Origin of the sequence: Haloarcula mannanilytica, from assembly GCF_005406125.1 — an archaeon.
Taxonomy (GTDB): Archaea; Halobacteriota; Halobacteria; order Halobacteriales; family Haloarculaceae; genus Haloarcula; species Haloarcula mannanilytica.
Map to the genome: position 1 here is coordinate 139,993 of NZ_BIXZ01000006.1, position 19,156 is coordinate 159,148.

A 19,156-nucleotide genomic window follows, 5' to 3' on the forward strand; every position below is an offset into this window, starting at 1 on the left:
CCGAGAAGCTATCCTCGACGTACGATTTCAGGACGACCGCGTTGTTGTGCTCTCTGCCTTTCGCCGCGTCCAGCAGTGTTAACGTCCCTGAGGACGCGATTTCGACAACCGTTTCATCCGGTCCGGGGCGTCGTCCAGTTCCGACCGGTACCGCTCTCTGAACTAATCCTCCCGTTCGGTGTCGTGGTTGTACCACTGTCGGAGTTTGTCCGACGGCACGACCGATTTACACCACTCGTCATCGGCGTACCGGCGGAGTGGACTCCAATGTCAGATCTTTCCCACCGGGAATCGAAGCGCTGTCCACCGCCTCTTTCCGGACCTGACCACGGACGTATTAATACCCAGCAACCGGTGTTTTTCACCACATTTCGGCCCCTTTTCCCCGTTCTACCATTTGGTAAAAACACAGATGTCGAACGACCTGTCGATAGACGCCGACTGGAGTAAACAGTACATCAACGGCGACTGGGTGTCCGCAGACGGCAGTCAAACCATCCCCGTCGAGGACCCCTCAACGCGCGAAGTCGTCGCCGCAGTCCCCGCCGCGACCGAGAGCGACGTAGACGCCGCCTACGAGGCCGCGAGCGAGGCACAGGACGAATGGGGAGCGGTCCCGCCAGCCCAGCGCGCGGCGGTCATCCAGCAGTTCCTGCAAGCGCTACACGACCACGATGATGCAGTCGCCGACCTGCTGGCCCACGAAGTCGGCGGCTCCGCAATCATGGGCGAAACGTCAATCCAGATTGCCGCCGACCACGCGGGCGAGGCGGCGACGCTCCCCCGCCGGATGAAAGGCGAACACGCCGAGTCGAACATTCCGGGCAAAGAAAACGCCGTCGAGCGCGGGCCCAAGGGGGTCGTGACGGTCATCTCCCCGTGGAACTTCCCGCTGAACCTGAGCGCGCGGGCGGTCCTCCCTGCTATCGCCGCCGGGAACAGCGTCGTGCTCAAACCCTCGACGAACTCCCCGATTACGGGGGGACTGCTGTTCGCGAAGCTCTTCGAGCAGACTGACCTGCCATCGGGCGTGCTGAACGTCGTGACCGGCCGCGGCTCTGAGATCGGCGACCGTGTCGCTAGCCACCCCGAGAGCGACGTGGTCTCCTTCACTGGCTCGACGGCGGTCGGACAGCACGTCGCTGGCCTCGCGGGGGAGAATCTCGCCGTGCCCGCGATGGAACTCGGCGGGAACAACCCGTTCGTCGTCACGAGCGATGCCGATGTCGACCGCGCGGTCGACGCGGCCACGTTCGGCTCGTTCGTCCACCAGGGCCAGGTCTGTATCTCCATCAATCGGCATATCGTCCACGAGGACATCTACGACGAGTACGTCCAGAAGCTGACCGAACGCGCCGGGTCGCTCACGATCGGCAGCGCCCACGACCCCCAGACCGAAGTCGGTCCCATCATCGACGAGTCCCAGCGGGACGAGATGCTCGATTACGTCCACCAAACTATCGACGCCGGGGCCACGCTCGAAACTGGTGGCGAGACGGCGGCCATCGACGGCGTCGAGGACTCGCTCGTTGTGAAGCCGACGGTGCTCTCGGGCGTGACCAACGACATGGCGGCCGCCGCCAACGAGCACTTCGGCCCGATTGCGCCGGTCATCCCGTTCACGGATGTAGACGAAGCCGTCGAAATCGCCAATGACACCGAGTACGGGCTCTCCGGGGCTGTCCACGCCGGTGATCTCTCGGTCGCGAAAGACATCGCCGCCCGGATGGAGACCGGAAACGTCCACATCAACGACCAGCCGATCAACGACGAGGCTCACGTGCCGTTCAGCGGCATCGGGGCCTCTGGTGTGGGCGAGTACAACAGCGACGCCTTCCTCCGCGAGATCACCGAGACGAAGTGGATCTCTGTCCAGCACGAACCCCGCGACTACCCGCTCTGATCGCTTTCAACTGGTAACGCCAGCAGCAGAGCGGATTCCGCCACGTAATCGGGACAGCGGATTTTAGGCGAGTCCGCCGGACCGGCGATACTGGAAATCGCCAAAGCCCAGCAACGGGAAAAAGAGGATTCCCAGGAACGCGAGGCCCAATCCGAAGCCGATGCCTCGCCCGAAGGCTCTGGCGACGCCAGCGTGAATCTTGTACCACGCGTAAATGTTCAGAATTGGGACGAGCAGTAGCACCAACCACCACCACGGGTTCTCACCGATCTTGAGCATGATGTAGAGGTCGTATATCGGAATGATCGCCTTCCAGCCCGCGTAATCGGCCTTCTCGAACACCATCCACATCCCGGCGATCTGGATAACGGCAAGTAACAGTTGGAACAGGACGAGTACGACGCTACCGGCATCGCTGCTCTGGAGGGGGACAGCTAACACCTCAAGCGGGACCATATCGGCACTGATTCCCGGGACATCAAAAAAATGACGAATACGCACCACGATGCTGGTGCTGCCGATTGCTTGTTCTCAGACTGTCGGCTGTAACTATTTCAAGATCTTCGCCACCCGGGGTGGCGAAATCCTTCACAGACTTCCAGCCGACAGTATCAACTGTTCAACGGCTGATCACCGTTGGACACAGCCTGGTCGCTATTTTGGACGACTGAACGGAACGAGTTGTACGCTCGAAGCGATCGGTGAACTCATCGAGTCGCTGGGACACGGAATCCGAATCGATATGCCAGCTACAGGTCGACAGCGTCACGGCTTGATGCATCGAGTTCCGAGGGTGGGTGGACAGTCAAGTGGTCCCGAACCGACTCGATGAGTACCGCCGGCAACCGAATGCAGCCGTCGGAGTCCTGCTCGACGTTGAATATCTCCGGCCGGTCGCTGTCGACGACGACCGTCTCGAGTTCACCCGTCGCCGTGTCGAGGGTTATGTTGCTCAATGTGCCGATCTCTCGGCCATCGGTGCTCGTTACTTGGATGTTGGAGAGTTCGTATGCGAGGACCGTTCGCATACTAGTCATATATTTCAAAACTAGCATAAAAATACTGCCCCGCTTTCAGTTCAACGCATCCCGTTTCACTGACTGTCTGAACCCCTGACTCCTGACTCTGCAGGACTATGGGTATACCGCCCTTTGAACGACGCCAGCAAAACCACACGTGGGACAGGACTGCTATCGACTCTGTCGAGACAGCTTTGTGATGGTTCTGCAGAAGCAGATACGTGGCGGTAAAATCGGTATGCATCCCTCGACACCCCCTCTTGGCGGCCCACCTCAGGCTGATTGGCAGCCACCGTTCAACGTGGTTTTAAGCTACCGCAGGCGGTTTTTCACTCCCACTGGAACTGCAAGTCGTATGCCAGCGAATTGCCCTCCACCTGCGATACGGTACTGTTGGCAGCTACAGGTACAGATACGACCACGTCGGCCCACATCTCGGGAGGTGATATCATGAGCCTCCGCTCGGTGGCGCTGACCGCCGTACTCATCGCCGCGATGACGACGGGTCCGGGGCTGGCCGTTGGGGACCAACAGGCCACGCTCTCGGAGGAAAGCTTCCCGCTGTACTCCGAAGAACAGCAGGTAGTCACCGGAGAGACGACGCTTGACCCCGGGACCGAGATGACTGTTAGAATTGTGTCGGAAGACGCGTCCTCTCCCTTCCTTTACCAAAGACAGGTCAGCGTGCAACCGAATGGGACATTCGTCGCCCAGTTCGACCTGACCAAGGTGTCAGCGAACACGTCCTACGAACTGTCTGCGCATGTCGACGGGGACACGCTGTTTGAACGGACCGGCACCGTCGCGCAGTGTGACGGCGATTGCACTGATCCGGTGCCGGATATCCATACGCCGACAGAGACTGACGACAGCGAAAACGTCGTCACCGTCTCACAGGGCGAGACCGCCGAGATCCCCGTTTCGATGACCGAGGGGGAGAGTAAAACACTCTCGATCGGCAGCGAGGCGGTCAATTACCAGATCAACGCAACAGTCAGCGACGACGACGGTGACGGAGCGGTGTTAGTCCTCTTCGATACAGCTGCCGCCGGTACGGATCCGGAAACTCTCCGCGTCGCGGATGACGGTGACTCGCTGACCGTGACCGCGCCAGAACCGGATCTCCCGTCGACGCTTGACCCTGCCCCGTACACCTACCGCGTGTTCGACGGCCAGACGACCGACAGTACGCCGACGGTCGGGACACTCGTCATCGAGCCCAACGGAACAGCGGGCGAGCAGTTCGAGGTCGAGGAGTCCGCCGAATTCGGGTTCGAGAAGTCAATAACCCGGGTGAAACAGGGAGACACCGGTCGGATCCCCGTCGTCCTCACGACCGCTGACGCGGCGACGGTGTCTATCGGAAGCCCAGCGTCCAACTACGAGATCAACGCGACCGTCCGAGACGGGAACGGTGACGACCGCGTTGTCCTTCTGTTCGACACTACAGCGGCTGGACACGACGAGCCCACGCTCGAAACTGCGGCGGATGCAGATGCCGTTGCGGTCGAATCCGGGTCGGAGGTCGCCCTCGATTCGCCACTGGCCGCGGGCAACTACGACCTGTCGCTGTTCCGCGGGACCGACGCGGCCGACCAGCCCGACGACATCGGAACGCTCGTCGTCACCGACGGCAACACCACCGCGGACGCGTCCGCTGACAGCGTCGATTCGGTCAGCGGCGAAACGCCGGTCCCGCGTCAGTCACAGACTGGCGGCTTCGGAGTCGGTACCGGCGCACTCGCTGTCGGCGGGATACTCGCCCTCGCTGGTGTGGGGATCTGCCTGCGATCCATCATGACCTGATAGTGATTCCTGTAGCGATTTACCGGTACGCGCCGACCCCCAGGGCGGCGCTATCCGGAAATAATCTACAAGAATCACTATGAGACCGCATCGTTCGGTCAGTCGAATTATTTTCCATACCCTCGTATTCGATGCTCGCCATTTTCGGCGTCGGAGTCTCCCGCCGGCGTTCGGTGAGCCTCACTGCCGGGTCAAGAAGGCGGCTCCCCCGAGAATCGCGAGACAGAGACAGAAAAACAGCAGGCCCGGCTCGACGATTTCGAAAACAAACCTGGCGAGCGCGTCGGTCCCGTGGATCGGGCCCGCGTTCGGACTCGCCGGTGCCAGGACTCCATTCCCCGATGTCGAGTCCGCCAGTCGCTCTGCCCCCCACTGGACGAACAGGCTGGCAACGCCGATCAGCCCGATGCCGGTGACCACATCGGTTATCGACTGCTGGACGCGCGGTTCCAGGTCACGGTCGCCGACCAGCACGATGGGATCGCTTGCGGGACCGTACACCGTCATCTCGTTGCCTTTCGACGAATAGACCGTTTCCACCGGCTCGATGAGTTCCGCGTCTTCGAGATTCGAGACATGGTAGTGGACGTTCTGGACCGACGTGTCACACCGGTCCGCGATCTCGGAGGGCGTTCCGGGTTCGTCATACAGCGTGCGAAACAGCGACCGACTGGTGTCCGACGCGAGCGCGTCGAGCACGTCGTCGGTCTCGTTCTCCGCGACGCCGAGCACCCGCGGTGATTCGTCGGCGGTCCCGGTTCGCTCCTGTATGTTTTCGATGAGACTCGACATAGCGTCACTGTCGAATGTATGATAGGCCACTCTTCAAAGTTCTGTGGCTGGGTTAAAGCGAGATTTAACCGTCAGAGCGGTTCCGTGCCGTTCGGACCGCACGGACCGGCTCTACCGTCCCGTGTCCGGTCCCGTTGTCCAGTCCCGGTGGTCCCACGTCGCTAGCGGTCCGTTCGAGCAATCGCTCGGTCTCCCGGGGCGACAGCGACCCGTTTGCCTCCAGCAGCAACGCCGCGGTGCCACCAACGTAGGGGACTGCGGCCGACGAGCCGACGAAGCCGTCGGGTGTGGCAGCGGCGAACTCCCTGTTCGGAGCCACAACGTCCACACCGGTCTGCCCGTCGACTGTCGGACCGCGCGAACTGAACGGTTCGAGCTGGTCGACGCGGCTGTTGTACGCCCCGACGGTGATGGTTTCGCGTGCCGTTCCCGGTGCGACGATGCTACTTCGGGTCGTTGTGTGTTGGAGATCATGGGTCGGTGACACGAGCCGTAGCCGCGTATCAGTCGGTGCGGCTGGCCCCCGGACCACGAGGTAGTAATCGCCGGGCCTCACATTTGCGACGATACGCTCGTTTGGCACATCGTCGCCGCGATACGGCTGTGAGCGGGCCACAAGGCGGGAAACCGTGCCGTTCGTTCGATACAGTTCCACCGTGTACTCCTCGTCTGCGTGGGCTCGCTCCCAGGAGAGCCAGACCGTGATTTCGGTCCCGCCCCGAACGTAATTCCGCCGGCTCTCGTTCGTAAACGAGACTGTTCGGTTCTCGACGGCATCGGCGGTGTAACGGCCGGTCCAATGCGATTGCGCACTGTTGCCGGCCGGTGCGACGAACACCGAGCCGGCGTCCGTCGCGCGGGTCGCGCTCCGAGCGACCGGCCCGGTGCCATCGCCGGGTTGCCCGTAAAACGAAACCGGGGCGACGATCACGTCGACACCCGTCCGGACGAGCCACTCCACGGCCCGTCGATAACTGTCGACGCTGTCGATCCGGGCGAGGTACAGGTCGGCGTCCGGTGCGGTCCGTGTCACGACGGCCGCCGTCGCGGTCCCGTGTGTCTCGCTGTTGTCGTGGGCACTCCCACCGCCGAACTCCCGAGTTTCTGCGACCTGGCCTGTAATCGCCGGCGCGTCAGTGTCGAACCCTGTCGGATCGACGACGCCGACTGAGACGTTCGATCCGGTGATGCCGGCAGCGTGGAGCCGAGCGAACTGGTCGGTTGTGCCGGCTCCCATCGACGGCGAATCGCTGTCGGTCGCATCCGGACGGGGCGAGGCCGGAGCTGTCACAGCGATCATCGCAATGCTACTGGTGAGCAATACGACAGCCACCACGGCGAACAGTCCGACGGTGCGATTACGCACTGTCGACCACCTGCCGCGAACCTGCGCTCGTCTCACGGACCGACCGCGTGTTGCCGATCATCGCCCGTACAGTGCCTATCATATCGCTACCAGTGAAAACCAATGTATTTCCGGCAAAGCGTCAGTGGCTCTTGTTCAAACATCTTCTATCTGCTCCTATCGATTCAGCGGAGGGTCGTCTGCGATGACAGTCTTCAGGGGGTTGCGTAGTCGGCAACGGGAAGGAGGAGGGCTGTACCCGTTGCGGACAGCCAGGTACGACTGATTCCGAGTGGCGAAAGGTGTGGCGCTCGGGGAGGGCTGTGGCAGCCGGGGACCATCTCAGGTGGTCACCGGCGTTTGACGCAAGGGATGGGACCGTAGTAAAGCTACCAGAGACTAAAAACTAGTTTTAAACATAGTGGGGGCCGACCGTCCTGACTCGCTCTCATATCTCGTTTACTGTCGCTGTATTCGGATCGGACTGCCAGATGGAAGATAATTTCACACCGGCTATCGGAGTTCGACTGGATGGTACGCCCTGACACTGGCCTGCCGAGATTCGAAGGCGGGCCGTCGGTTCCCGTTGTATCGTACCTTCTGGTGATCGTCATCCTCGCCGGACTGGTGGCTATCTCTCCAGGGGCATCGCCACCGCCCGTCTTGGGAATGGCCTGGGGCGTTCTTCTCATCGTACTCACGTGTAGTGCGGTCAAGATCGAAAACGTCGCACCACGGTCTTTCCTCCCACCGATTCGTACAATAGTTCCCGTGCTGGGGGCTGTCGCCGCGTTCTGGGGGCTGTACAATCTTGTCGCGGTCGGCCTCGCACTGGGCGGTGTCTCCGGCTTCGGAACTGGGCTCTCCAGAACTGCTTTCCATCCGGTGTTATATCTCGCGGCGCTTCTCAGTTCGCTCCTGTTCACTGCTATCCCGGAAGAACTCTTCTTTCGCGCCTACCTGCAGCAGAAGTTCACGGCACTGGCCGGCGGGACCACACGGCGCGCAGTGCTGTCTGGCGTCGGACTCGTCTCGGTCCTGTTCGCCCTCTTTCACCTCCCGCGGTGGTTTCTTGCATCAGGGCATGGCATTGGTTCGGCACTCGCAACCAGACTCTTCGCGCTAACGCTCATGGGGCTCGCCTATGGAGTGGTGTACGCCCTGACGGGCAACCTCTGGCTCGTCGCCCTGGTCCATGCATCGATGAACCAGCCGCCGTTGATTGTCTCAGTGAGCATCCCCTCCGAACTACATCTTGTAGTCGGTATGATCGAGTACGCTGTCATGGTTTCGGTAGTCTACGTGACTGTCCGTGTCACGGACTCTGATGGGACGCCGATTGTCTGGACCCAGCGGGATGCATCGGTCTCCGCTGGGGACTGAGGCGCAACTCTCTCTCGGTCGTTTACGGAGTCTGGGCTAGCCTGTGGTCACCCACCTCGTCATCTGACACCGGGAAATCCGGAACCTCCTGGCGACAGTGATCGACCACCAATAAATCATGATAATTGACTAGTTATAAGTGACAGCTATCCTAGCATGCATATGGTTGTGTTAACCAATGTCAATGAATGCTGTAGTGTATAAGGGTCCCAAGGAAGTGGCCGTCGAAGAGGTAGACGAACCGGAGATAGAGCACCCGAACGACGTACTGATCGACATCACGACGACGTGTATCTGCGGGTCCGACCTCCACATGTACGAGGGGCGGACAGCGGCGGAACCCGGCATCGTGTTCGGCCACGAGAACATGGGTATCGTCACCGAGGTCGGCGACGCCGTCTCCTCGCTGGAAGAGGGTGACCGCGTCGTCGCCCCGTTCAACGTCGCCTGTGGCTTCTGTGAGAACTGTGAGAACGGGTACACGGGCTTCTGTACGAACGTCAACCCCGGCTTCGCCGGCGGGGCCTACGGCTACGTCGCAATGGGGCCGTATAAGGGTGGACAGGCCGAGAAGCTTCGAATCCCCTACGCGGACTTCAACGCGCTCAAACTCCCGGAGGGCGACGAACACGAGGACGCGTTCTCGATGCTCGCGGACATTTTCCCGACAGGCTGGCACGGGACAGAACTCGCCAACCTCGAAGCGGGCGACTCCGTTGCCATCTACGGGGCCGGTCCGGTCGGGCTGATGGCCGCCTACAGCGCCAAAATCAAGGGTGCGGCGGAAATCTACACCGTTGACCGCGTTCCGAGTCGCCTCGAACTGGCCGAGGAACACTGCGACGCGACACCTATCAACTTCGAAGACGGCGACCCGGTCGAGCAGATCAAAGAGCAACACGGCGGCGGTGTCGACAAGGGCGTCGACGCCGTCGGCTACCAGGCTATCGACCCGGACAAGCAGGGCGACGACGCGTACGACCCGGCGCGGGAGAACCCGGCCGTGGTCATCAACAATCTCATCCGGACGGTGAAACCGACCGGCGAGCTCGGGATTCCCGGACTATACGTTCCCGAGGACCCGGGAGCACCCGACGACATGGCCGCACAGGGCCGTCTCGGCATCGACTTCGGGCTGCTCTTCGAGAAGGGGCAGGCGCTTGGCACCGGCCAGTGTAACGTCAAGTCCTACAACCGGGAACTCCGCGACCTGATTATCGAAGGCCGCGCCGACCCCAGTTGGGTGGTCTCCCACCGCGTCGACCTCGAAAAGGCCCCCGAGATGTACGAAGCCTTCGACAACCGCGAAGAAGGCGTCACCAAGGTGCTGCTGGAGCCCTGAATCCGGCTCTACCGATAATTTTTTGCGATAGCTATACGGCCTCCTGCCGAGTATAGACAGCTATGTGTCAGTACTGTAGCTATCGCTTCCACGACGGCTGGACGCAACTCCTCTCGTACGACGATGTCTATCAGACTGCGGTGGGTGCCGAGTCCGAGTCGACGTACGGCTTCCACGAGTCGTGGGACGAACTCCGCGACGAGGTCGGCTACGGCGCGACCTGATCGTGACTGCTGTCGGTCACCGTTCCCGCGGAAACGGATCGCTGTCGAACGACTGTACCTGCTCGTCGTCCGTCACCAGACAGTCGTCGAGTTCGGCGACGATGGCGTCCTCGTCCATCTCCTGTCCGATGAAGACGAGCCGGGTAGACGGCTCGTCGTCACCCCACTCGCCAATGGGTCCGGCCTGTACTGCTGGGCCGGCCTGACTCACGCCGAGCACTGTCTCGGGCCTGCTGGCGACCCACGCAAAGCCCTTCGCGCGGACGATTGCGCCGTCCCAGTCGTCGAGCCAGTCGTCGAACCGACCGGGATGAAACGGCGTGTCGCGCCGGTATATGAATGACTCCACGCCATGGGCCGCAGCAGCCGAGGTCTCGCCGTCGTGGTCGTGGCTATCGTGGCCGCCTTCGGCATCTGATTCGGCTAACGCCTGCTTCCAGCCCTGCTGTCGTCTGGCGGCCTCGAAATCGAACCGGCCGGTTCCGAGTATCTCGCCGGGGTCGATTTCGCTGTAAGTCGTTCGATGGATGGTCGCACGCGGCTGGAGTTCTCTGACCGCGGCTTCGACGGCGTCGAGTGCATCGTCGGGAACCATATCACACTTGTTCAGGAGGAGGACATCGCAGAACTCGATCTGGTCAACCAGTACCTCGGTGAGCGGCCGCTCTGGATCGGGCGCAGCGTCCGGAAGGGACTCCTCGGGGTCGAACGCTTTCCAGAACCCGTAGGCGTCGACGACCGAGACTGTCGTATCCAGATGCAATCCATCGGGCGGATCACCTCCTTCTGGTCCGACTGTCAGCGTTCGCGCGATTGGAATCGGTTCGCTGATTCCGGAGGCTTCGACGACGAGATAATCGAACGACCGCTCCTCGGCGAGTCGTGTCACCTCGGTGATGAGGTCGTCCTGCAGCCGACAGCAGATACACCCGTTCGAGAGGTCAACAACTCCTTTCTCACCGGAATCCGCCTCGTCAGCAATGAGTTCGGCATCGACGTTTATTTCCCCCATATCGTTGACGACGACGGCGATTCGCCTCTCTCCCGGGTCGCTCAATAGCCTGTTGACCAGTGTCGTCTTCCCCGCACCCAGCGGTCCGCTGATAACTGTCATCGGAATCGAATCCGTGCTAGAGGTAGCCATACTATCAAAACACATGTGTCAGTTTGTATTAAATCCGTGTTTGACGGTCGCCACGCAAACGGACGGTTTAACTGTAATATCCGCTGAGAGACTGGGCTTTATCCCGCCCCGTACAGAGATGCGACCATGGATCTACAGACCGAAACATGGACCGATATGGCGGACGCCGAGACGGATTTGGCACTCCTTCCTGTCGGGAGTACGGAGCAACATGGGCCACACGCTCCGCTCGGAACGGACACCCTCGATGCCGAGGTGGTTGCCGAAAGCGGCGCAGAACGGTACGACGATCCGGTCGTTGTCGCACCGGCGGTCCCCGTCGGAGTGGCCGAGGAGCATCGAGCGTTCACCGGGACGCTGTGGACCTCAGAGTCGACGTTCCGGTCCTACGTCCGGGATATCGTCCGGAGTCTCGCCAGCCATGGGTGGGATCACGTGGTGCTGGTCAACGGTCACGGCGGCAACATCGACGCGCTGCAAGAGGTAGCCGGTACGATAACCCGACACGACGACGCCTTCACCGTCCCGTTTACGTGGTTCAACGCGGTCGGCGACCACGGTTCTGATATGGGACACGGTGGGCCACTGGAAACGTCGCTGCTCCAGCACACGAATCCCGGGACAGTCCACGAGGACCGACTGGAGAAGGCCGCAGACGGCGGCAGCGACGGCTGGGGGGAGTGGCAAAGCGGCGTCAATCTCGCTTTCGATTCGGATGAGTTCACGGAAAACGGCGTCGTCGGCGACCCGCGTGAAGGGAGCGCCGAACGCGGAGAGAAACTGCTTGAACTGGCGACGGAATCGCTTGTGGACTTACTCGATGCTATTGAAGACCGCCCGACTGGGCCACGTATAGAAGACGACTGACGGTAAATTGCTGTATCTGCTAATACATTAGCAAATTCTACTGTTTGAACCAGCCACTCTGATAAAAACTGCAGCTTACCACTCAAATTCGTAATATAGAGTTATAATTGGGAATATATTGTCCTAAATGCAGTATATTTCACAATACTTCAGATAGTTTGGCCCCAGCCATGCAGATCAGTCGTCGCCTGCATCTTACTTGCGGATCTGTGCCCCGTCGGCGTTCGGGGATCCGAAGGACTGTTTCGTCTGTCTCCGGCCGGCTGTAGTGCCGTGCCGGCGCAGGGCACGAAACCTCTCGTCCGTTCTGTCACTTACAATAACAACTGTACCAGTATTACGACCGTAATTATTGTCGATTATTTCCGGATAACGCCGCCTACGGGGTTGGCGCATACCGGTACATCGCTACAATAATCCGTATCAGTCGTCTCCGGGAATACCGTCACTGACTCCGGGAGTGTTCCGCGACCAGACACCACCGTTGAGATCGAGTCCATCGTTCCATTTCCCGACGACGGTCGAGACGGCGAGGTCCCCGGTGACGTTGTTCATCGTGGCGATCCGCCCGAGGATGGGATCGACGCCGGCGACGAAGCCAACGACTTCCAGCGGGAGCCCCACCTGCGTGAGAATCACAGTGAGCATGACGATTCCGGCCCCCGGAACACCAGCGGTCCCGATGCTGATGAGGACGGCCACAATCAGGACGAAGACCTGTTCGGTGAACACGAGCGGCTGTCCGACGACGTTTGCGGCGAACATTACCGTGATCGCCTGCCGGATAGCAGCCCCGTCCATGTTCGCCGTTGCACCGACCGGGAGCGTGAATGAATACACCCGCTCGGCGATTTGCAGATCCTCGTCCGCGTTACGCATCGTGACTGGGAGGGTCCCGCTCGATGAGCGAGTTGCGAACGCGGTCACCATCGCATCCTTCGCACCGCTGAGGAACGCGATCGGCGACACGTCGACGACCACTCCCATCAAGAGAATGAGATAGGTAACGACGATGTGAATCCCAATTGCGACAGTGACCGCCAGTACGAGCTCACCCAGCGACGAGAACAGTCCGATGCCCTCGGTCCCGATTCCCGAGGCCATCAGCGCGAACACGCCGAGCACACCGAATTCGAGGACACCTCGAACGATGACGAACATCGCCTCAGCGCCGACTTCGAAGGCCCCAAACACCGAATCGACGGTATCAGCCAGCGCTTCCTGCTGGGAGCGGACGTAAGTGAGCGCTATTCCGAACACGATGACGAAAAAGACCGTCGCCAGCAGGTTCCCCTCTGCCAGCGCCGCGACGGGATTGTTCGGGACGATCCCGAGCACTACCTCCAGTAACGACGGCGGAGCCTGCGATTGCGCTTCACCGCCGCCGAATTCGAGCCCGCGGCCCGGCTGGAGCACGTTCGCAACTGCCAGGCCGATAATCCCCGCGATGGTGGTCGTCAGGGCGTACAGACCGACTGTAGCGCCACCGATCTTTCCGAGCTTCGCCGGGGAGAGCTGTCGAATCCCGGTAAGCAGCGTGAAGACGATGATCGGGATGACTAGCATGTTGAGCAGGCGAAGGAAGAGATCGCCCACCGGTCTGACCACGGCCATCCGGTCTCCGAACGCAATCCCCGCACCTGCTCCCAGGAGGAAGGCGACGAAGATGCGCCAGATCAGCGGAACGGATCGATACCGATGCCACAGCTTGCGTACGAGGTTCATATTACACGGTAACGGGTGAGTTCGTTTAAACCCGCTAACCCCGCCAGTATGTGCAAGCGGCTACGATAGTCTCGTCGATTAGAAAGTTCTATTTGACATCGATCTCGTTGCCAAGTAGATCGTGATATCGCTTATTTCCTGAAGAAGTAACGAGATACACGCTGGAATTCGATTGCTTTCAGAAGTCCGAACTCGTCGTCACTCCGTCTTACCAGTGATTGTTGCCGGATCAGCCTGACTGATACTTCGGTCTTGTCCCCGCTCTGGCCGTAGACAGTGTTGGCTCTCTATCCACCGTCGCTTAAATAACAATAGTACCAACATTAGTCAAACAGGAACTTTCTGGGACAGTGAACATTTGAGACGGATTCAGTACGAGACAGCAGAAGCTCACTCGAACGTAGTTTAAGGCAGTTCCCTCGTTGCTGTGATTGCTTTCAGCCACAGAATCCCGTCGGGGAGTTGCTGTCCGCGAAACGGTTGACAGATTACTCATATCGTAGCACCGAAACGGTTTGGTCCGCTGCAACTGGTGCTGCACGGGCGAGTGCTGTCGCATGCCAGTATCCCGCGATGCTGCTGTCGAGATGTGCGGCCGGAATCTCCCCCCGGTGATGCGTTAGCTCGCGGTCAGCGGCCATTACTTGGTAGCTGGCGTCGACAAGAACTGTCCGGACAAGTTCCGGATGCGAACTCGATTCGAGCGTCCCGGTGAGTACATCGTAGGCAGTCCGTCGGATGTTGCAAACCGATTTTGCATCCACCGGGCGAGTGAGCTCCCCTGCTTCTCGGCGCTTTTGGATGTGCTCCAGCGCTTGGAACCGGGCGAGTCGGTTGTGCGCATCGATAACGGCATTCGCCGGCCCGATGGCGTCCGAAATTCGGCTGACTCCACTCTCGGCGTCCCGGCGAATGTCCGCAGAAACAATCCGCTCTGGCGTCCGGTCGTCGGCAGTCGGTTCCGGCGGCAGCTTTGCCTGCCTGTCGCGGACATCCGCGAGTAACGTCTCCGCGGCGTCGGTCAGCTCTGGTGTGACCATCCCGGCATCGGCTGGAAGCGATGCTGTGAACTGCGTTTGCATATGCCGGGCGTCACTGAGATACGCCTGTGCGGACTCGGCCGTCTCGCCCCATTCGGCGACTGACAGCAACGCCGAATCTTCGCTGGGCGTGATCTCCGTCTTACCGGCCCGCTCCAGTCTTGCCTCGATGCGGGCGTGGACCAGTGCCGCCCGAACCGGGTCCGTACCGAGGTATTCGTGGTCCTGCCGTGCTGACCGGGCAGCCGACACCGTCCGGGCGTATTCTGTTCGAAGTTTCGCGGCGGCAAGCCCGCGGTCGGCGACGCCCCATCCCGCAGCGGCATACCGGGCGCGTTCGCGTGCCCGTCGTAGCGACCGGAGCGCCACCAGTCCGGTTCGGGCCGTCCGCGCACTGTCGAGGCCGTCGGAGGCATCGCTGGCGGCGTCCGTCAAGCGCTGGCGAATGTGACCGTTCGGAATCTCATCGGCCCCCAGGGTCGTCGGAAGCGTCGCCAGCAGCGAGCGAACCCGCTCGCGCACGGTATCGAAGTGCTCCGCCGCGATTTCAACCGGAACTGTCGGGGGGACCGGGGGTTCTCGTTCGTCGTCACGCTGGATGTCGGGCAGGTCATAGCTATCGATGGTTGGCGTATCCGAACCACCCAAACTGTTCAGACTGCTACAGCCGGCGATGGCACCGGCTCCCGCTACCGCGAGCACGCCACGTCGGGTCAGCCGAACGGCTCTGCCGTCGGTTTCGGACGGCTTGTCCGTCATGCCTGCTCACCGCCTGTCTCTGTCTCCGTCTGTTGCTCCCTGGCTGAAGCCGACATGCTCCCACCTTCGCTGTCAGCGCTGACTCGCCGCCCCTCACAGGCGCTCCCACCAATGGAGGAGGAGTAACTGGAGATGTCATCAGCGTTGATCGGTTCGGGAATACGGATGAACCAGACGGCGTACAATTCGTTTCCGGCCGTGCAGGGATCGGTGTAGGGACGGGTCACCCGGCCGTAATCGGTCGAGATATTGTCCGTCATCCAGCTGATCTGACAGAGCGTTAGCCGAAAACACTCCTCGACCAGCACACTCTGGAGGTAGACGGTCTCGGTTTCGAAATCGGTCGCATCCAGGAACGAGTCGATCGGCGACCGATCCACGTCGTCGGCGACGGTAATCCGAGCAGCTTTCGACGCCGAATCGATGACTTCCGACTCCAGGCGAGGCGAGTTGCGATCTTCGGTCGGACGGCTGCCGTCCATCCAGACAGGCAGGCGGTCGGTGTCAACGCGTGTGACGACCGCCGCCGGATCGGTTTCCGTGCCAGTCTCCGGGGGGCTATCGTCTGCGGACGCGGTACCCGTCGACTCGGAGGTACTTTCGAACATCCCGCTGCAGCCGGCTACCGTGGTGGCTAGTCCGCACGCGCCAGAGAGGAGGGCACGTCGTGTGGAGGGAACCATCGTGTCCCTTCGGGCTTCTATTGTCAGGTATAAAATCATCGCGGTCGGTATGCGCGCTTTTGAGCGTCCAGACAGCTCACGAGTGGAATACTATTGTCGAATCACCCCGACCGATATTGTGACTGATGGATTGTAAATACAAACGCAGGCTGCACATTGGGTTGTTTGCTCACTCAAAAGTCAAGCTTTGGATAGTAGCGGCCCTGAATCCAGTAACTAATCCAACCGCTGAATGTGTGTCGGAACCGCCGATACCGCAACACAACGGCTAAACCGTCCCGCCCCGTGCTGGGGATAATGGGGTCCGAGCAGTCGAAAGTCGCACAGTTGATCGACGCGTACGGACTGGAGTCGATGGGGACAGACCTGGAGCAGGCCTGGCTCGGGGAAAACCAGGAGCGACAGAGTCTCCGTGATCTCGCCGACCGGTTCAATCGAGCACTCCTCGTCGCAGCGATCCGCGACGCGGGGATGGACGTGATCGACGGCGAACCGGCGAACTTCTATCGGCTCTTGACGGCCGAGGACGTGAGCGCGGGCAAACGAATCGAAGCTCGAAACCGCCTCGAACGAGCCGGTATCGATGTCGGCAAGCTCGAACAGGAGTTCGTCACGTACCAGGCGATACGCTACTACCTGACTGAGATTCGTGGTGTGCGCTACGAGTCCGAACCCGACACCGAACAGGTCGAGCGGGAACGAGGCACTATCGACCGACTGCGCAGTCGCGTCGAGACGGTCGTCCGAGATACGGTCGACCGACTGGACTCCGGTGACAAACTCACGGTCGGCGAGTACCGCGTGTTCGTGAGCATCGATATTCGCTGTCAGGACTGTGGGACCCGCTATAGTATCAGCGATCTCCTCAACCGCGGCGGCTGCAATTGCCAGTAAGCGAGAGGGTGTCTCTGACACTGAGAGGGCCAAGAACAGACACTGATCGGTCAGATGTCGGATATCTGGTTGTACGTGTCCGGAAGCGCCTGTGCGTCCTCGGGGAGCAACGCGACGACGAGATAGGTGGGGTACTCGGCGAAGTACTCGATGAGCGAGGCGATTCGCTCCGAGTCGATCGCTTCGAGTGAGTCAAGCAGCATGAACGGGACTTCCTCGTACACGTCGTGGACCAGATAGCCGGCGAGGGCAAACACCAGTCCAGTCACTTCGCGTTCGCTCTCGCTCAGATGGTCGACCGTGTCCTCGTAGACGGTTCCCCCCTCGGTGCTCCTGACGACGTGGAGGGTGAATGTCGACGCTGCGATCCCCTCGTCGTCAGCACGGACCGGATCACCGGGCGTGTCGGTCCGCTCGATCCAGATCCGTTCGATGTTGCCATAGCCGAGAATATCGAGGAGGTCGTTCATCTTCTCGTTGAACTGGTCGGTCGCCTCGGCTTCGAGCCGGTCGATGCGCGACCGAAGCTCTATCAGCTCGTCGACCACCTCCTCCCGCTGAGAAGCCAGTTCGTCGTCGCGGCGGATCTCGGACTCGATATCGGTGATCTCCTCGGTTATTTCGTCTCGCTCCGATTCGAGCCGGTCCAGTTGCAGTTCTAGCTCGTTCGCTTCGGTATGGAGGTCGAGCACTTCGTCGAACTCCGCAGTCCGAAGTTCAGACACCCGGTCTTCCAGCTCTTCGACCCGGGTGGAGAGGTTGTCCCGTCGCTCACGAAGGTCGTTGACAGCCGACTGTCGGCGTTCGATCTCGGCGTCGACTTCGTCGATTGTCTCCGTGAGTTCCTGCTTTCGCGTGACCGTCTCCTGAATCTCCGCTTGTTGGTCTGTCAACTCCGTGAGTTCGTCCTCGATGTCGTCGATCTCCGAAACCGTCTCCCGGAGGTGGTCGCGCATGCTCTGGAGTGTCGATTCGATGCGCTCCGACTTTACCCGTGAGCCACAGGTCCAACAGGTGGTTTTGGAGCCCTGATAGAGCTGGTCGGTGATGTCGCCTACGCTTTCGGGTTTTGCGTCGACAGCCTCGGTTATTTCCCGGTGTTCACCGGACAAAAGTTCCTCGTTGAAGCGGATAACGTTTTCGAGCCGCGTCGTGTATTCGGTGCGTTCCCGCTTTCGCTTGCGGAGGCGCTCGATATCTGATTCGAGTGTTTTGAGTCGTTCGCTGGGCGATTCCGGGAGACCAGCCCGTTCGACTGCGAGGCTCCCGCGCTCGTCACGTAGCGCTGTGATGCTTTCCTGTTCCGACTGGATGTCGTTGCGGACGCGTTTGAGCTCGGCCCGAGTCGCCTGGAGTTCGTCGAGGGCGGTTTCAAGCTCATCCCTGTTTGTTTGTGTCGCCTCAATATCGACGTTCCGGTCGTCGATCCGCTGTTCGACCGCCTGCAGGTCGGCTCGTATTTCAGTTATCTCCTCGCGGAGGTCCGCCCGCTGGCGTTCGAGGTCAGGGAGTTCCTGCTTGAGCGACGCGATGCGGTCGAGTTCCGCGTCGATCTCCTGTTTGCGCTGTTCGGCCGTCCGTATCTGGCGGTGGATAGACGCCACATCGACCGGTCGCATGATTAGCTCCCGGAGGTCGTCACCAAGTTCGACGGCCCGCCGGGCCTCGTTGTCTTCGAGCAGGAACGCGAACAGGTCCGCAACTGACGGGTCAGCGAGGAGAGCGGGACCCGACCCGACGACACCGTCACCCGTCCTAGTCATCGTTCGCGTGTACGTTTCTCCGGCCAGTGAGAGTTCGACCCGGCCTTGGTCGGCATCGCCCTTGACACTCGCCCACTCACTCCCGTGTGCTGCCATCACTGCCTGGAGAAACGATGTCCGATTGGTCGCGTTTCGGCCCCGAAGCACAGTCACCCCTGGCGGGATCTCGACCGCCGTCTCGTCGATCCCCCCGATCTTCTCGACGGTGAACGTGGCCGTCTCCCCGGGTACCGATAGAGAGCCCATAAGCGGATATGAGCGAGTCACACGCATAAATACTGTGGCGCGCGCGGCGCTGCCCAACCGGAGCTTCACGACTGTAGTCAGCCCCAACTAACACACCTATGTCTGTTATTCCACGCCAAGTGCGGAGCTAGTTCCGTGCAAAAACAATCGGCCAAATCCATATATCGCTCAATATCGGTAAATAACATGCTCAAACGTGTATCTTTATATAAACCCATGAG

The 19,156-nt window shown here is 60.6% G+C and carries 16 protein-coding genes; 7 read left to right on the plus strand and 9 right to left on the minus strand.

Features of this window, described 5'->3' with window-relative positions; genetic code table 11:
* Positions 1 to 412 precede the first annotated feature (412 nt).
* A complete protein-coding gene (locus tag Harman_RS15600; protein ID WP_137684705.1) occupies positions 413 to 1,903 on the plus strand; it encodes an aldehyde dehydrogenase family protein in 1,491 nt (496 codons plus the stop codon).
* A gap of 63 nt (positions 1,904 to 1,966) precedes the next feature.
* Here the strand turns inward: Harman_RS15600 and Harman_RS15605 are convergent, their stop codons facing one another.
* On the minus strand, positions 1,967 to 2,359 hold the full coding sequence (locus Harman_RS15605) for a DUF5684 domain-containing protein (protein ID WP_137684706.1): 393 nt from the start codon (positions 2,357 to 2,359) through the stop codon (positions 1,967 to 1,969).
* A 293-nt stretch (positions 2,360 to 2,652) separates the two neighbouring features.
* Positions 2,653 to 2,931, minus strand: a complete 279-nt coding sequence (locus tag Harman_RS15610) for a PRC-barrel domain-containing protein (protein WP_137684707.1) — start codon at positions 2,929 to 2,931, stop codon at positions 2,653 to 2,655.
* Between the two features lie 441 nt (positions 2,932 to 3,372).
* On the opposite strand from Harman_RS15610, the gene Harman_RS15615 reads away from it, so the two are divergent.
* Entirely contained in the window at positions 3,373 to 4,728 is a 1,356-nt protein-coding gene (locus Harman_RS15615) for a DUF7827 domain-containing protein (RefSeq protein ID WP_137684708.1), read from the plus strand.
* Between the two features lie 180 nt (positions 4,729 to 4,908).
* Here Harman_RS15615 and Harman_RS15620 read toward each other — a convergent pair whose 3' ends face one another.
* Positions 4,909 to 5,520, minus strand: a complete 612-nt coding sequence (locus Harman_RS15620) for an ArsR/SmtB family transcription factor (protein WP_137684709.1) — start codon at positions 5,518 to 5,520, stop codon at positions 4,909 to 4,911.
* A 64-nt stretch (positions 5,521 to 5,584) separates the two neighbouring features.
* Entirely contained in the window at positions 5,585 to 6,886 is a 1,302-nt protein-coding gene (locus Harman_RS15625; RefSeq protein ID WP_137684710.1) for a S8 family serine peptidase, read from the minus strand.
* A 510-nt stretch (positions 6,887 to 7,396) separates the two neighbouring features.
* On the opposite strand from Harman_RS15625, the gene Harman_RS15630 reads away from it, so the two are divergent.
* The 3 genes from Harman_RS15630 to Harman_RS21615 all read left to right on the plus strand — a co-directional run bounded on the left by Harman_RS15630 (position 7,397) and on the right by Harman_RS21615 (position 9,814).
* Positions 7,397 to 8,248 carry a CPBP family glutamic-type intramembrane protease gene (locus Harman_RS15630; RefSeq protein WP_137684711.1) on the plus strand — a complete coding sequence of 284 codons (852 nt, stop codon included), beginning with the start codon at positions 7,397 to 7,399 and terminating at the stop codon, positions 8,246 to 8,248.
* 184 nt (positions 8,249 to 8,432) lie between these two features.
* The gene (locus tag Harman_RS15635) at positions 8,433 to 9,590 is read left to right on the plus strand and encodes a glutathione-independent formaldehyde dehydrogenase (protein WP_137684774.1); all 1,158 of its coding nucleotides are present in this window, start codon (positions 8,433 to 8,435) and stop codon (positions 9,588 to 9,590) included.
* A 62-nt stretch (positions 9,591 to 9,652) separates the two neighbouring features.
* Positions 9,653 to 9,814 carry a hypothetical protein gene (locus Harman_RS21615; protein WP_200830914.1) on the plus strand — a complete coding sequence of 54 codons (162 nt, stop codon included), beginning with the start codon at positions 9,653 to 9,655 and terminating at the stop codon, positions 9,812 to 9,814.
* A gap of 16 nt (positions 9,815 to 9,830) precedes the next feature.
* Here Harman_RS21615 and Harman_RS15640 read toward each other — a convergent pair whose 3' ends face one another.
* Positions 9,831 to 10,928, minus strand: a complete 1,098-nt coding sequence (locus tag Harman_RS15640; protein ID WP_137684775.1) for a CobW family GTP-binding protein — start codon at positions 10,926 to 10,928, stop codon at positions 9,831 to 9,833.
* A 156-nt stretch (positions 10,929 to 11,084) separates the two neighbouring features.
* On the opposite strand from Harman_RS15640, the gene Harman_RS15645 reads away from it, so the two are divergent.
* Complete coding sequence (locus tag Harman_RS15645) at positions 11,085 to 11,825, plus strand: creatininase family protein (RefSeq protein ID WP_137684712.1); 741 nt, start codon at positions 11,085 to 11,087, stop codon at positions 11,823 to 11,825.
* 423 nt (positions 11,826 to 12,248) lie between these two features.
* Here the strand turns inward: Harman_RS15645 and Harman_RS15650 are convergent, their stop codons facing one another.
* The 3 genes from Harman_RS15650 to Harman_RS15660 form a co-directional block, all read right to left on the minus strand.
* Positions 12,249 to 13,550, minus strand: coding sequence for a dicarboxylate/amino acid:cation symporter (locus tag Harman_RS15650; protein WP_137684713.1), 1,302 nt, complete (start codon positions 13,548 to 13,550; stop codon positions 12,249 to 12,251).
* A 488-nt stretch (positions 13,551 to 14,038) separates the two neighbouring features.
* On the minus strand, positions 14,039 to 15,349 hold the full coding sequence (locus tag Harman_RS15655; RefSeq protein WP_200830916.1) for a hypothetical protein: 1,311 nt from the start codon (positions 15,347 to 15,349) through the stop codon (positions 14,039 to 14,041).
* Entirely contained in the window at positions 15,346 to 15,957 is a 612-nt protein-coding gene (locus tag Harman_RS15660) for a hypothetical protein (RefSeq protein ID WP_137684714.1), read from the minus strand. The genes Harman_RS15655 and Harman_RS15660 overlap by 4 nt, the downstream gene beginning before the upstream one ends.
* 372 nt (positions 15,958 to 16,329) lie before the next feature.
* Here Harman_RS15660 and rdfA point away from each other — a divergent pair, with 372 nt between their 5' ends.
* Positions 16,330 to 16,926 carry a rod-determining factor RdfA gene (gene rdfA, locus Harman_RS15665; RefSeq protein WP_137684715.1) on the plus strand — a complete coding sequence of 199 codons (597 nt, stop codon included), beginning with the start codon at positions 16,330 to 16,332 and terminating at the stop codon, positions 16,924 to 16,926.
* Positions 16,927 to 16,976: 50 nt separating this feature from the next.
* Here the strand turns inward: rdfA and Harman_RS15670 are convergent, their stop codons facing one another.
* A complete protein-coding gene (locus Harman_RS15670; RefSeq protein ID WP_137684716.1) occupies positions 16,977 to 18,935 on the minus strand; it encodes an archaea-specific SMC-related protein in 1,959 nt (652 codons plus the stop codon).
* Positions 18,936 to 19,156: the final 221 nt, after the last annotated feature.